Source organism: Flavobacterium ginsengisoli (assembly GCF_029625315.1).
Taxonomy (GTDB): Bacteria; Bacteroidota; Bacteroidia; order Flavobacteriales; family Flavobacteriaceae; genus Flavobacterium; species Flavobacterium ginsengisoli.
Map to the genome: position 1 here is coordinate 4,094,627 of NZ_CP121110.1, position 14,252 is coordinate 4,108,878.

Here is a 14,252-nt window from a genome sequence, read left to right on the forward strand (position 1 = left end):
GGTTAGATATTTAAATTTCAATTAAAATTAAACAATTTATTGTCATCTTTTTCGCAACCAATTAAAAATATGCACGAAGCTGAACATTTCCTGTATGAATGGTAGATCCAGTATCGCTTTTGCGTCCTTGATAATTTAAATTAACATCCAAAAAAGACGTAATGTTCTTTTGTAGAAGAAGTTTCCAAACCAAATTTGATCCTGCTTGAAGCCCTTCCAGCATGTGAAAACCTACAGACGAAAACTCGTTTCCATTAAATTTATTTTCATAAAAAGAAAATTCGCCATTTACGGTTACTTTCCTTTCACCTGCATAAGAAAAAGAAGTTCCGATTCTGTTTTGGTCCAAAGTTTCGAAATTTCCAATTTGGTTTTTCTTGCTTTGAAGTTCATAAAAGAAATCCAATTTGGTGTTTTTAGAAAATAAATAACTCACTTTGGGCGCCAATTGCCAACCTTGAATATCATAGTTTTTCTCTGTAAAATCTTTAGAAACCAAATCGGTTTTTATGGTTTTGGTAAAGAAATTAAACAGCCAGCTTTTTTGATATAAATGTGTGTATTGAATTTGATGCGAATAATTCTGGACGTTTTGTGAGCCGATAGAAAGCAAACTTTTGCCTTTGTTTACCAAATAAGAATACGTAACAGAATGTTTTTGCTTGCCTCGATTGTAAAATAAACTGTTTCTAAAACTCGAATTCAGTCCTAAAATATTTTCCTCTGAGGAATTAAACGGATTAAGTTCTAGTTTTTCGCCTTCGCTTTTTACCTTTCGATCCATTATAAAAGAAGTCTGATTATAGAAATAAGACAACAGTTTTTTGAAACCTTTTTCATTTTGCCACTGTAGCGGATTCAAGGTTAATGATTGCGAAAACTTGTTTTGATTGGTTTTAATATAAATCTGATTCGGCAAAAAGACTCTCACATATCTCGCTTGGTCTTGGTAAACGGCAATTTCAAACTCTTCCAATTCCTGAATTCCGTTTCCGTTATAATCGTTCCAAGTGTAAACTCCTTGTCCAGTTGGAACTTCTACGTATGTAAATTCTTGTTGTGCAATAGTTCCAGAACTGGTTTCGTAAGTCGTTCCAATTTGCATGAGCTGATTAAAAAAACGATCATTGTATAAAATCCTTGAATTTAATGACGGTTCATTCTGCCTAGATTGATCTGTAAAATCTAAATTTCGATAACTGGCATAAACTGCTAAATCGGTCTTTTTGGTCTGAATTAATTTCGATCTTAAATAATAAGTTTGCGAATTGTTTACATGCTGTAATAATCCATTTTGCAAACTATCGTTGCGTCTTTGGAGAAAACCAACTTCCACGAAAACTTTAGTGCTGTCGCCACGTCCTGTAAAAAATCCATATTCTGAAAATCTTTGGCTTAACGCCGAAAACTGATTGGTGATTTTATCTTTTTGTTGATTGTCTTCTAGTTGCATACTTCCTCCAACCCAATTTTTGCCAAAATGATATTTGGTTCTAGTTTGGTTTCTAATGAATTTTGAAGTCGAAGATGTAGCATCAGTATTAAGGAAACTTCCGCTGTTCTCAACTGTCCAATTTTTCAATTTGAATAAAGCATTTGTCGTATGTCTAACGCCAGAATAGCTTTCGCTAAAATCCAATTTTTCGAATTGATATGTCAATAAACCAATATTTGAAGTTTTATTTTTAGAAAATAAATCAAAATTTAAACCTGTAACCAAAAGACTTTGATTGCCCAAAAGTGTTCCCGTTAAATTCCAATCGCGATTAAACTCAATATTATACAAACGCTCAACCGATTTAAAATTTTGTCGCACGTATTGATAATTCGCGAAAGCATCTAAACTCCAACTTTTAGAGAAAAGACGTTTTTTAAGATTGGTTTTAAAAGCAATTCCTTCGTTGTTAGAATCATCAATATCAGAAAATAAATTTTGGTCATTGTTGCTTACAGCCAATTCAAAGTCAACCAATGTTTTCTCATTAGGATTGTATTTTCCTAAAAATGTTGCCACTTGAAGTTTTATTGGCGCAACAAGCTGTACGATTGGTTCGTAATTTCCTTGAAGAACACCGTTTATTGGTTCGACATATTGATAAATACGCTCAACAGAATTATTGTTCTGAATAATATAATTTCCTGTATTTGCACCAACTTGACTAAACCTAACGTTATACAAAACATCCGCCGGATTGTTAGAATATTCATAAACTTCGACCGAATTGACGAGTATTTTTTTGTATAAAATTTTATTGTCGGCATAAGTGTCTTCGTAAGCAGAAGGTGCTTTCATCAAATTGACATCATCGCCCGCCTGACTCAAAATCTGAACTTGTTCTGGAGATAGATTTTGCTGTAAAGGCTGATTTTTCATATCATTTTCTGAATACAAATAACCGCCAAAACTCCAATTTTTATTTTCGTGAGTTGCACCAGCGTAAGTGACTAATCGGTTGTAATTTCGTTCAGAATATTGGTATTCGACATTGATACGCATTTCTGAAGTAATGGTAAAAAGTGAAGTGAAGACAATTTCTCCAGCATTATAATCAATCACATAATCATTGTTTTCTCCTCTTTTTAATAAAACGCCATTTACATAAACTCGCTCCGAACCAGAAATTACCAAAACATACAATTCGCCATTCTGACCTTTTAATTTATACGGGCCTTGATTTCCTTCCTGACCTGTAAAAGTACTTTTGGCATATTGGCCTTTTACAAAAGCGACCGAAGCAAAAACATTAGTTTTGCTTGTTTCGGTATCAAAATCAAAGTTTGCCGAAAGTCCTTGAACTTTTTTATTGAAACTTAAAAATTGTGTTTTTCTATTTTCTAAAAAAACATCGCCGGCGCGAATGTTCCAATCATTGCTGAATAGTTCAATGAAAATATTATCAAACTGATCGAGTTTTTGCGAATAACCGCCATCTTGCAACGGAATATTATTGTCTTGGAGCGAAGCTCTTAAGCTTACTTTATCTGAAAGTTTTCCTGTAATTTGTAAATCTAAATTGGAGTTTAAAACCGTACTCTGATTATTGCCAATTGTAACACCGCGGGTAATACTTCCAGAAGTTTCTAGACCGTCAAAAGGTGTTACTTTTTTGCCATTTGAGTTATTATCTATTCGGTAAAGTTTTTCTGTTCCGACATCGCCACTTACAATCTGATCCGATTTATAAAGACTGTATTCTTTGGTTAAGAAATCGGGATAATTAAGATAGTTGACAATTAAAGTATCTGAAACCGATGGATATTTTTCATTTAAAAGCAAATATCCTTTTTGAAAATCGACTTTATAAAAAGTTGAATCGATAGGTTCGTTTTTAGTATTTAGAATTTGAAAAAATCCAGAGTTGATGGCTACTTTTTCAAGCCGAATAGTATCTTTTGAAACAATTACTTTTTTTGTTTTGTACAGTGATTCGGTTTCTTGAGCCTGAAGCGCAGAAAACCAGAAGAAAACCGTCAAAAACAGTAATTTTTTCAACATAAATACTTTAACTCTAAAAAGTCAAAAGTAGTATTTATAATTGGGAATTGTTGTGTCGGAAAATGTAGTTTTAGAGATGAGAAAAGAAGTGCCAATTCTTATTTTGCATATTTAATGAAAAGTAGAATTATTAAGGCTAAAAACGCGATAATTACAATAAAAATAGGATTTGCGTAATTGGCATGCCATCCAAATTCCTTTATTCGTTTTGGAAAATAAGATCTTTTATCTTTCGGATTATAATAAAACATTCCCCAAATCCAATTATTGGGATCATTTTCCCATCGGTTTTTAGTTTCTTCGCTTGGGTCGTTAATGTTTTTCATAATTTTTCGAATTATTGGGCTATTATAAAGTTAATTAATTTCCATTTAAAAATAATATTTTAGCTTTGTTTAGGATATAATCAATTTAAATTATGGATACTAGCAAAGAACTTTTATTCTTTTTTAGTGCTTTGGGAGCTTTCAATGGAATTATTCTCGGGATTTATTTTTTCTTTTTTACCAAGAAAAAATACCTGACGAATTATTTTTTGGGTGCGCTTTTATTTGCGCTAAGTATTCGTATTGCAAAATCTGTATTTGTTTATTTTCATCCAGAATTGCCAAAAATGTATCTCCAATTCGGACTTACAGCTTGTTTTTTTATCGGGCCATGTTTGTATTATTTCATCAAAGCGGCAATAGATGAAGTGCAGATTATGCCCAAATCATGGAAATTTATATTGGCATTTTGGGGAACTTTAATCATTGCTGTTGGTATTTTGTATCCATATGAAGTATATCCGAAATTTTGGAATGGCTATTTTATAAGAATCATTTATTTTCAGTGGTTTGTTTACATTGCATTTGCTGGCTACGAACTTCGCGGTGTGCTGAAAAAAATCTTGAGCAGAAAAGAAAAAAATACTCCAGCCGAAATATGGTTTTCAATGCTTTATTTTGGAAACTTTCTCTTATTTCTATTTTATTTCTTGGCTATTATGGGAGCTTCTGCAGCAACTTACATAAGCGGTGCAGTGGTTTTTTCATTTATTTTATATTTAGGAATTTCGATTCTTTTATACAGAAAAAAAACAGACGATTTATTTTTATTAAATGGAAAGATTTCCAATAAAAAAATAGAGGCAACAGAAGCAACAATATGGTCAGAAAAACTAGAAAATGCGATGTTTGAAAAAAGTTTGTATAAAAATCCAAACTTAACGCTTCAAGATTTGTCTAAAGAAATTAATATTTCAAGTCATCAGCTATCGCAGTTTTTGAATAACAATTTAGGAAAGAATTTTACCAGTTTTGTAAACGAATTTAGAATCAATGAAGCTTGTAGAATAATTACTTCTACAGATAAATTAACACTAGAATCTGTTGGTTACGATGTTGGTTTTAATTCTAAATCGACCTTTTTTGCCGCTTTCAAAAAACATACTGGTACAACGCCTCTTAATTACCAAATTCAGGCTTTGCAGTCATGAAATAGAGTGTGAATTTATAAATTCGTACTCCCGATTTCGCTTTTTACAATCTCATTTATTGATTTTCGGATGACTTTTGTTTCAAATAAAAGTCAAACCGTTAATTATTAAAGTTTATGAGATTTCTAAAATTGGTTATCCTTTATGTTTTTTTTCTAATTTTTTCATCAATAGAAATAAAAGCGCAACGCATAAAAAACGTTAAAGATAAAAGCTATTATAGTGATGATGTAATCCTTGGAAAAAAACTATTAAAGTCTGCTCAAGATACTATAATTGTTAAAGAAAAGGAGAAAGAGAAAGAGAAAGAGAAAGAGAAAGAAAAAGAGCAAAATGAGTTAAATGAAGTAGTTATAAAAAATCAGACTTCATTGCTAAAATACAGATCAAACGGAAATATTGATGTCAACGTAAACGGAACTGTTCTGGCTACAAGCAGTTCGGTAATCGAATTGCTTGGAAGAGTGTCCAATGTTGTGGTTGCCGACGGAGAAATCAGCGTTGTTGGAAAAGGTGAAGCCATTATTTATCTCAACGGAGTTTTGATAAATTATGAGCGCTTTGCGGCAATTCCGGTTTCGCAGATTCAAAAGATTGAAGTCATTTCCAATCCTTCCGCTAGATACGATGCAGAAGGAAAAGCAGTTATCAATATTATTACCAAACAAAACATTGAAAGTGGCATGATGGGCGCTGTCAATCAGCACGTCACAGTTTCTAAATTTGGAGGGACGCTTTATAATACGCTTTTAGATTTTAATTATTCTAAAGGAAAATTCTCTTTTGTAACCAATTACGGTTTGCAGTTAGGAAGAAATCGCGAATTGCTGTACACAACGAGAACGCGTCCAGATCCTGATGATTTTATGAAATCTGAATTGACAACCGACTGGAAAAGAAGATTTAATAATTTTTCGAATTTCGGATTCGGACTTCAGTATACTTTTTCTCCAAACAACTATATTTCATTGGCTTATAGTGGCAATGTGAATGATTTGGGCGGAATTACAGAAAGTAGAAATTCTATAACCAACAATTCAGGAAAAAGTTTTTATGCCACAGATGTTGACCGAAATGATGTTTTATTAAATCAGTTCATCAATTTGAACTATAATTTGACAACCAGGAAAGGCTCAACACTATTTATTGGATCGCAATTTTCAAATTACAATCAAACCATAAGAGATTTTATTGATGAAAATAGTGAGATTGAGGAAACAGATGCCGAAAGATATTTAAAGAATAATGTGGGAAGCCGAATTAATATAATTGCAGTTCAAGCCGATTATTCGAAGAAAATAAACGAAAAAACAAAACTAGAAATAGGAGCAAAGTTTAGTCACGCGACGATAAACTCGGGAACAGATTTTTTGATTTCTGATGATGAAATAAATTTTGAGCTCGACGATGAGCTTTCGAGTGATTTTGAATACAATGAAAAAATTACTGGTGCATATTTAAATTATACCGGGACATTGAATGAAAAGGTTAATTTTTCGCTTGGTGTAAGAGGAGAAAAAACAAGTTATGATTTGTTTACAGATGCCAACGGAACTCAGAAATTTGATAAATCGTACGGCAATTTTTTTCCAAACGCACTTTTAAATTTTAATCTTTCAGAAGATTGGAAAGGACATTTTTCTTATGTTTCCAGAATTACAAGACCTAGATATCAGGCTTTAAATCCGTATGTAATTTATCAAGATCCTTTTACAACGATTGAAGGAAACCCGAATTTGCTTCCAGAAAAAACACATGCTTTTGAAATAGGTACGATGTACAAAAAGTTCGATTTTAAAGTTGGGTACACTTATAAAATTGATCCCATTTCGGCAGCCGCTTTGCGCGGAGACACACCAAATAGCTATATTTTAAGGGCATTGAATCTCGAAAAAGGACATACTTTTTTCGCCTCACTTTCTAGAGCTTTCGATATTAAATGGTGGAATTCTGTTAATACAGCTAGCATTACATGGCAGAAATCGGTAGATAATTTTTATGCATTTGCTTTTAGTCCTGTAGAGCCTCAAATTTATTTATATACTAATAATACATTTACGATTCTTAAACTTTTTAAACTCCAACTTTTGGCTTGGTATTTAAGTGATAGAAGCTATGGGTTAGGAAACGAAAATGGCCGTTCAACTATAACTTTAGGAATAGAGAGAAACTTTTTTAAAGATGCATTAAAACTCAATTTTACAGCAAACGACATCTTTCATAAGTTTATGGTTTCTGGCGATTATAATGTCGGACAAACGCAAATTTATTATCATCGAACGTATAGTACAGATTATTTTAAACTAATTGCAACATACAATTTCGGAGATTCAAAAAAGACAACGTATAAAAAAACAGAAGTTGAACAGTCAGAAAATAGTAGGGCGAGGTAACTAATTAATTTTTTCTTCTTTTCAATTGTGTATATGTAATGAGAATTGCAATTGTAGAAAGAAACGGGCCAATTACTAATTTAAAATCGGAGTAAGAAATATCTTTAGCATCTTTGTGAGTAGCAGACTTAAAGAAATAGCAATGTATAATAAACCAAGAGCAATGAAAACAAGTAAGAAGTTCTTTTTTGTCATTTTTAGTTCTTTAGAAAGAAAAGTAAATATAATCAAAAACAGATTAATAGAAGAAAATTCTTTCGACACAAAAAGGTTATTTAATTGTAATAATGGGTTACTTAGTATTCTTTCCAATACTCACTATAAAAATTGTTAGATTTCACTAATTCTTCATGATTGCCAAATTTAGATATTGTTTTATTTTCTAATATGTAAATAGTATCAGCTATATTTTTAAGTTTGTTTAGGCGATGAGAAATGAATAATACAGCACAATCTGATTTTACTTTTTGAAGTAATTGCATGGTAAAATTTTCAGTATTTCTATCCATGGCAGAAGTGGCTTCATCCATAATTAAAAATTGAGGTTTTTTGTATAATGCTCTGGCTAATGCAATAATTTGTTTTTGCCCGCCACTTAGATTAATTCCCTCTTCGCCTACAATGGTCATTAAACCTTGAGGCAATTGATTAATGTAAAATTCAAATCCATATTCGTGGATAAAATTTAAAATATTTTCGGGAGTATTTTCAGTTCCTAGAAGAATGTTATCAATGACAGTTCCGTTAAATATTGTAATTTCTTGAGGGATTACGCCTAATAGATTTCTATAACTTTCAAGTTTTATTTCTCTTAAATTGTATTGATTATTTACAATAATGTTTCCATTTTCATAATCATAAAAACGTTGCAATATTTGTCCGAGAGTGCTTTTTCCATTCCCACTTTCGCCAACGATAGCAGTTAATTTTCTTTTTGAAATTTCAATATCAATACTGTGGAAAAGTTCGCTTCTTCCTGCAAATCTAAAAGAGAGATTTTGAATTGAAATAGATTCAATTTCAAAAATTTCTAAGCCGTCTTCGTTTTCTTTTTCAATAGATGAAAATTCGTACATTCTGTTAAAGGCAACTTTTGCTTCATTTATTGGAATGGATATTAAAGCTAAATTGGCAATTGAAGGAAGCAAAGAGCCAGAGATGCCTAAAATTGCCATTAATTCTCCTATTTTAATTTCATTATTAAAAACTTGTATAGAAGTATAAATTAAAATTCCGATTATGAATATAACATTTGCTAAGCCAGATTGCCAAGAGAGGGAAATGTTAATTTTTCCAAGGTTAAATATTTGGTCTTGATAGTGAGTAAAAATTTGCCTATTTAGTTGATTAAAAATAGATTGTTTGTTGTCTGTTTTTACAGTTGAGATTCCTTGTATTGTATTTATAAAATTGCTCTCACTAGTTGCAGAACTTTGCATCACTTTTTTTTGAGACCCTAGAATTTTTTTATTGTTGCGATAAATTATGAAAAAGTAAACAGGAATACTTAAAATGCAGATTAATCCTAGTTTCCAAGAATAGAGAAATAAAAATACAGTTGAAATCACCGATACCAATATATCTATTATTAATGTGCTTGTTAGAAGCTTAATTACATTTTGTATACGTTGCGTATCATTTAATCTCGAAACTAGTTCACCTGTTTTTCTATTGTCAAAAAAAGACTTAGGGAGTTGTAATAGCTCTTTAAAAAAAGAATTATTTATTCTATTATTAAAATCTTTTGATTGTTTAAGAAGAAAGTATTGTCTTAAAGTAGATATTCCAACTCGGGCAGATAGCAGGATGGCCAGAAGAATAATTCCTGAAATTAATTTTTTGATATTATTAGATGGAAGAATATCATCTACAAGTTTTTGAGAAAACAAAGCCATTGCCAATCCAAGACCTGCAACAAAAACACCAAGTAAAACTGAAATCCAAATTAATTTATAATCTTCTTTTAAGAGATTTAAAAACCATTTTTTCTGATCGCTCTGCTGTTTTTTTTGCGTGATAAAAGTATCATTTGGTTCAAGAGTTAAACATGTTTTAGAAATCCAAAAATTCTCTAATTGTTCTATAGATAGATTGTAAATTCCCACTGCTGAATCCCCAATTAAAAAGCCGTCTTTTTTAGAGTACCAGTAGCAAACTACATAATGTTCTAATTGATTTTCTATTAATAGATGTAGAATGACAGGTTTGTTATGTTCAATTAGGGAGTTTATATCAGCTTCACATCCTTCAGCATTAAAACCTAATTTATTAGCGACTTGAAATAAACCTAGCATAGTCGTACCTTGCTTTGTTGTACCGCTTAATTCTCTAATTTTTTCTAGAGAGCTATTTCCATTATATAATTTTATTATAGATAATAAACAAGATGGACCGCAATCAGATTGATCTAACTGTAAGATATGCGTTTTTGTAATTTGTTTTAAATCTAATGTAGGCATTTATTCTATTTTTAATTTTTTAATCAAGATTTCAGGTTTTGTTTGTCCTTTAATTTTTTCTATGAGTTCTTGATTTTGATCATATAGTAGAATGCAAGGCAGGGAGTTTACATCAAATGTAGAAGCAAAAGTAGCTTTTGTATCATGCAGAAAATGAACATTATCATAATGATTTAGTTTATAATGTTTCGCGAATTTTTTTATCTGATTGATATTTTCAAATGATATAAATATGATCTGAATGTTTTTGAATCGTTCGATATTCTCCTGTATCATTTTGGTTTCTTCATTACAATATTCACAATCTGTGTTGAAGTAAATAAATATTATAGGAGCTGTTTTTTTTAAATTTTTGTTTTCAAACAACTTTCCATTTAAATCTAAAAAAGAAAAATTAGGAATCATTTTTGTGTTTTTCTCAATCTCTTTTTTATGATTGATTTTCAAAATTATTTGAAAACCTAAACAAACAGAAGCACTAATTATTAATAAGATTAGAATCTTTCGGAATGCTTTTTTCATGTTAGCTGTAATTAAGTGTGAAAAACATAATCGTTGCAACCCATATAAATAAACTTGGTAAATAGCTAATACTAATAACTTTTAAACCATAATCTGTATTAGTATCCGTTAGTTTTCCAATTTCGTAACCTAAATAAATCACATAGAAGAGTTCAAACAAATTAAGCACTTGAAAAGGATAAATAAACCAATTTTCTAATCCTTTATAACCAACTATATTTAACGCTGAGAATGGATAGAAGTATTGAATGTCTTCTAGGGTATAAGTGGTTTGAAAAAAGTAAAACCAAATAATTTTACAGATGGGTACCAATAAAAAAATAAATTCTGCTTTGAGAACAAAATTTAATATGGTATTGAATTTTAAATCTTTGTTGCAGAAGAATAGACCAATATATAAAATAATAGAGACTACAAATATTTTTAATAATAAAAGAAAAGGAATAAACAGATTAGAAAACCATTGCCATTTTCTTTGAAAGGTAATAAAATTTTCAACTTGCTTAACATTAAGTTGCACTGAAAGAAAATTGTAAAGTAAATCTTCAAATTTTATTGAATTTTTGAAAATTTCTGTAATCAGAATAGTAGCTATGGAAAGCAAGAACCATTTTATAAATGGAAATTTCATATTGAAGAATTATGAAGAAAAAGCGACAACAATTTTAGTTACTGCTTTTTTTAGTTATAGATAAATCTCATTTAAGATGTTCGTTTTTAACTATTCCAACATCTTCCGATTTGACCATTCAATCCACTTGCGCTAGCAATAAGACCTCCTCCTGGATATGCATATGTAGCGACGGCTAAAATTCCGACCCAGCCACAAGCAACAACTCCACCATTAATTTTTTCAAGATTACTTTTTTTAATTTTTTCATGATTTGAATTTTTGTTATTTAAAATAATTCCAATAATATTAGCGCCTAACGCAATTATGAGTGAAAAAGCTAAACATTCAAAGATTTTGTTTGTTAGAAAGTGTTTGTTAGCGTCTAAGAACATAATGCCAACAATAGACCAAATAAAAGCTTTTACAGATTTATACATTACAGAGCCATCTCATAAGGTGCTTCTTTTGATTCAACAGGAACAGCATAAAAACAATCTTGAGCTGCAGACTGCAGACAAAAATACTTATTCCTGCAATCAAACCTCCACCAGGTATAGCACACGCAATCACGGATGCTGCCCCCATTAGCATACAACCTCTACCACTTGTTCCTCCTTTTACATTCTCCATTTTATTTAATTGTAATTTCTTCATAAATGATTTGAATTAATTGGTTAATATTTAGATTTAATGTGCTTACAAATGTATAAGTGATTTAAAAAACATCTTAGTCGAAAATCGGTTATTAAAAACCTAAACCTGAATAATTGTAAAATAATTCTTATGTTTATATTTGTTTTTTAAATTGTTAATTATGAATAAAATTGTAGGAAATAATCTGAAAGGTTTGAGAAAATCAAAGAATATGTCACAAGAAGAGGCGGCAGATCATTTGCAAATTTCCCAATCGGCTTATGCGAGAATGGAACGAGGGGAGAGTACATCTTGGGCTATTCATTTTAATAAAATTTGCCAAATGTTCGAAATTACCCCAGAAGAATTAGTGAAGAAAGGATTAGGTGATTCTGTTTATGAAAGTCTGATGAATAAGGATAGACAAACAGAAATTGCAATGCTTAGCGTTTACAGGAAAATCATAAAACAATATGAGTTGCAAATTGAAGATTTAAAGACTATTATTAAGCACTTAAATAAAGGCAAAAACTAAAAAAGGCTCCACATAAGTGAAGCCTTATCAATAATCTTTGAATTGAAATAATTACCTTTTATAAAGCAATATTAGTTTAATTCTTTAGTCACAATTTGCATTGTTTCGCGGCTAACTTGTTTCAATAAAACCTCTTTGTTAGCTTCAACAGTTTGCGCAGCCTCTTCTGTAAAGTGACGGATTGTATATAAAGTTACATTTTCGCTGTATTCTACTTTGAATTTTTTAGAAAGAATAGCATTCAGTTCTGGGAAATTTCCAAATTTATCTTCCACGCAAACAGAGAAACTAATTGCAGAGTTCTGGATTAAGTTTACTTTGATTTTAAATTCGTGGAATAGACCAAAAATCTCACTGATGTTTTCTTCCATAATGAAAGAGAAATCAATTGATGAAAGAGAAATTAAAAGCTGTTCTCTTTTTACGATAAAACATGGATATTGCGGTTCCAAATCAACTCCTTTAGAAACACAAGTTCCTTTTAATAACGGGTTGATAAAAGATTTTACGTATAACGGAATTTCTTTTTTCTGTAAGGGCTGTAATGTTTTTGGGTGAATAACCGTTGCTCCGTAAAAAGCTAATTCGATTGCTTCGCGGTATGAAATCTGGTTTAACAAACTTGCATTTTCAAAATAACGCGGATCGGCATTCATAACTCCAGGAACGTCTTTCCAGATTGTTACACTTTCTGCATTTAAGCAGTAAGCAAAAATTCCAGCAGTATAATCAGAACCTTCACGGCCAAGAGTCGTTGTGAAATTATTTTCATCAGCACCTAAGAAACCTTGTGTAATATTTAATTGTTTTCTAGGTACATTTTTACTGATGTTTTGTTGCGTAGTTTCCCAATCAACCTCTGCATCTCTGTAGTTGGCATTGGTTTTAATGAAATTACGAACATCAAGCCATTGCGTCTGAATTCCTCTGAAATTCATATAATGGCTTAAGATATTAGTCGAAATCAATTCACCAAAACTTACCACTTGATCGTAAACAAAGTTGTAATTTGGAGATTTATTATGAGCTAAAAAGTATTCCAACTCAGCAAACTGTGCATTTACAGCATTGAAAACGGAATGATTTTCATCTTCAAACAAATCTAATAAGATTTGATTGTGGTATTTTTTTATTTCTTGTACAGAAGCATTTAATTCTGTCGATTTTTCAAAGTAATTCTTGATTACAACTTCAAGAGCATTTGTTGTTTTTCCCATAGCTGAAACTACAAGAATCACATCTTCATAACCTACTTTCTGTAAAACGTCATATACGTTTTTAATTCCATCTGCATCTTTTACCGATGCACCACCAAATTTAAATACTCTCATTTTTTAATTAATAGATTTTTAGATTTTAGATTTCAGATTCAAACCGAAACCTACGTATTTGTTTTTTTGCCACAGATTAAAATGATTTACACAGATTTTAAAATCATTTTAATCCTTATAATCTGTGGCTAAATATTTTTTTTATAATTTTTCTAAGAACAAATTAACTCCTGCTTCATCCATTTGTACAACTTGCCAGTCTTCTAGAATTCTTGCGCCAGAATTCTTGTAAAAATTAACTGCTGGTGTATTCCATGCCAAAACATTCCATTCCACTCTTCTTACATTATCTCTTCTTCCTTGTTTCATGATTTCAGCATAAAGAGCAGAACCTAAACCAGTGCCTCGCATATTTTCTTTTACAATCAAATCTTCAAGATGAATTGTCTTTCCTTTCCAAGTCGAATAGCGATAATAATATAAAGCAATTCCAACAATTTCCTTTTGTTTTTCTTCGTTTTCGATCTCTGCTACAAAAACATGAAATAATGGTTTTTCTCCAAAGCCGTCGCGCACTAAATCCTCTTCTGTAATGACAACCGCATCGGGTTCTTTTTCGAATATTGCCAGCTCCTGAATAAGCCCTAACACCGATTTCATATCTTCAGGATTTCCTTTTCTAATATTCATATATTCCTATTTTTAACTATTTAATATCTAAAAAAGCCTCATTTTAAGTAGTGCTTTTTGCAGATTATTAGCAAATATACAATAGTAGCAAACTAACAAAATAATTTTTAAATCATTCTCACAAAATAAGCGATATTTGTGACTTAAAAATAAAACTATAACG

Annotated in this window: 12 protein-coding genes; 3 read left to right on the forward strand and 9 right to left on the reverse strand. The window is 30.8% G+C overall.

Features of this window, described 5'->3' with window-relative positions; genetic code table 11:
• Nucleotides 1–61: 61 nt before the first annotated feature.
• Nucleotides 62–3,496: a hypothetical protein gene (locus tag P5P87_RS19185; protein ID WP_278020289.1), complete on the reverse strand. Its 3,435-nt coding sequence runs from the start codon at nucleotides 3,494–3,496 to the stop codon at nucleotides 62–64.
• Between the two features lie 98 nt (nucleotides 3,497–3,594).
• Nucleotides 3,595–3,822 (reverse strand): hypothetical protein, encoded by a 228-nt coding sequence (locus P5P87_RS19190; protein ID WP_198855454.1) that lies wholly within the window; start codon nucleotides 3,820–3,822, stop codon nucleotides 3,595–3,597.
• 92 nt (nucleotides 3,823–3,914) lie between these two features.
• Between P5P87_RS19190 and P5P87_RS19195 the strand changes: the two genes are divergently transcribed.
• Together P5P87_RS19195 and P5P87_RS19200 are read left to right on the forward strand one after the other, a co-directional pair.
• A complete protein-coding gene (locus P5P87_RS19195; protein WP_278020290.1) occupies nucleotides 3,915–4,973 on the forward strand; it encodes a helix-turn-helix domain-containing protein in 1,059 nt (352 codons plus the stop codon).
• A 116-nt stretch (nucleotides 4,974–5,089) separates the two neighbouring features.
• The gene (locus P5P87_RS19200; protein ID WP_278020291.1) at nucleotides 5,090–7,366 is read left to right on the forward strand and encodes a TonB-dependent receptor domain-containing protein; all 2,277 of its coding nucleotides are present in this window, start codon (nucleotides 5,090–5,092) and stop codon (nucleotides 7,364–7,366) included.
• 296 nt (nucleotides 7,367–7,662) lie between these two features.
• Here the strand turns inward: P5P87_RS19200 and P5P87_RS19205 are convergent, their stop codons facing one another.
• The 5 genes from P5P87_RS19205 to P5P87_RS19225 all read right to left on the reverse strand — a co-directional run bounded on the left by P5P87_RS19205 (nucleotide 7,663) and on the right by P5P87_RS19225 (nucleotide 11,614).
• Nucleotides 7,663–9,825 (reverse strand): peptidase domain-containing ABC transporter, encoded by a 2,163-nt coding sequence (locus P5P87_RS19205; RefSeq protein WP_278020292.1) that lies wholly within the window; start codon nucleotides 9,823–9,825, stop codon nucleotides 7,663–7,665.
• Nucleotides 9,826–10,347 carry a TlpA family protein disulfide reductase gene (locus P5P87_RS19210; protein WP_278020293.1) on the reverse strand — a complete coding sequence of 174 codons (522 nt, stop codon included), beginning with the start codon at nucleotides 10,345–10,347 and terminating at the stop codon, nucleotides 9,826–9,828.
• A gap of 1 nt (nucleotide 10,348) precedes the next feature.
• Nucleotides 10,349–10,978, reverse strand: a complete 630-nt coding sequence (locus tag P5P87_RS19215) for a hypothetical protein (protein ID WP_278020294.1) — start codon at nucleotides 10,976–10,978, stop codon at nucleotides 10,349–10,351.
• 86 nt (nucleotides 10,979–11,064) lie between these two features.
• Entirely contained in the window at nucleotides 11,065–11,397 is a 333-nt protein-coding gene (locus tag P5P87_RS19220; RefSeq protein ID WP_278020295.1) for a hypothetical protein, read from the reverse strand.
• The gene (locus P5P87_RS19225; protein ID WP_278020296.1) at nucleotides 11,390–11,614 is read right to left on the reverse strand and encodes a hypothetical protein; all 225 of its coding nucleotides are present in this window, start codon (nucleotides 11,612–11,614) and stop codon (nucleotides 11,390–11,392) included. Before P5P87_RS19225 ends, P5P87_RS19220 begins: the two co-directional genes overlap by 8 nt.
• Before the next feature lie 160 nt (nucleotides 11,615–11,774).
• Here P5P87_RS19225 and P5P87_RS19230 point away from each other — a divergent pair, with 160 nt between their 5' ends.
• Nucleotides 11,775–12,128 (forward strand): helix-turn-helix transcriptional regulator, encoded by a 354-nt coding sequence (locus P5P87_RS19230; RefSeq protein ID WP_278020297.1) that lies wholly within the window; start codon nucleotides 11,775–11,777, stop codon nucleotides 12,126–12,128.
• A gap of 71 nt (nucleotides 12,129–12,199) precedes the next feature.
• Here P5P87_RS19230 and P5P87_RS19235 read toward each other — a convergent pair whose 3' ends face one another.
• Both P5P87_RS19235 and P5P87_RS19240 read right to left on the reverse strand, forming a co-directional pair.
• Nucleotides 12,200–13,459, reverse strand: coding sequence for an aspartate kinase (locus P5P87_RS19235; protein ID WP_198855459.1), 1,260 nt, complete (start codon nucleotides 13,457–13,459; stop codon nucleotides 12,200–12,202).
• A 141-nt stretch (nucleotides 13,460–13,600) separates the two neighbouring features.
• Complete coding sequence (locus P5P87_RS19240; protein WP_278020298.1) at nucleotides 13,601–14,089, reverse strand: GNAT family N-acetyltransferase; 489 nt, start codon at nucleotides 14,087–14,089, stop codon at nucleotides 13,601–13,603.
• Nucleotides 14,090–14,252 lie beyond the last annotated feature (163 nt).

Bases quoted from the DNA above. Each gene is read 5' to 3' on its own strand.
- P5P87_RS19215 (WP_278020294.1), bottom strand. From the start codon at position 10,978: ATGAAATTTCCATTTATAAAATGGTTCTTGCTTTCCATAGCTACTATT.
- P5P87_RS19235 (WP_198855459.1), bottom strand. From the start codon at position 13,459: ATGAGAGTATTTAAATTTGGTGGTGCATCGGTAAAAGATGCAGATGGA.
- P5P87_RS19185 (WP_278020289.1), bottom strand. From the start codon at position 3,496: ATGTTGAAAAAATTACTGTTTTTGACGGTTTTCTTCTGGTTTTCTGCG.
- P5P87_RS19205 (WP_278020292.1), bottom strand. From the start codon at position 9,825: ATGCCTACATTAGATTTAAAACAAATTACAAAAACGCATATCTTACAG.
- P5P87_RS19220 (WP_278020295.1), bottom strand. From the start codon at position 11,397: ATGTATAAATCTGTAAAAGCTTTTATTTGGTCTATTGTTGGCATTATG.
- P5P87_RS19230 (WP_278020297.1), top strand. From the start codon at position 11,775: ATGAATAAAATTGTAGGAAATAATCTGAAAGGTTTGAGAAAATCAAAG.
- P5P87_RS19240 (WP_278020298.1), bottom strand. From the start codon at position 14,089: ATGAATATTAGAAAAGGAAATCCTGAAGATATGAAATCGGTGTTAGGG.
- P5P87_RS19190 (WP_198855454.1), bottom strand. From the start codon at position 3,822: ATGAAAAACATTAACGACCCAAGCGAAGAAACTAAAAACCGATGGGAA.
- P5P87_RS19200 (WP_278020291.1), top strand. From the start codon at position 5,090: ATGAGATTTCTAAAATTGGTTATCCTTTATGTTTTTTTTCTAATTTTT.
- P5P87_RS19225 (WP_278020296.1), bottom strand. From the start codon at position 11,614: ATGAAGAAATTACAATTAAATAAAATGGAGAATGTAAAAGGAGGAACA.
- P5P87_RS19210 (WP_278020293.1), bottom strand. From the start codon at position 10,347: ATGAAAAAAGCATTCCGAAAGATTCTAATCTTATTAATAATTAGTGCT.
- P5P87_RS19195 (WP_278020290.1), top strand. From the start codon at position 3,915: ATGGATACTAGCAAAGAACTTTTATTCTTTTTTAGTGCTTTGGGAGCT.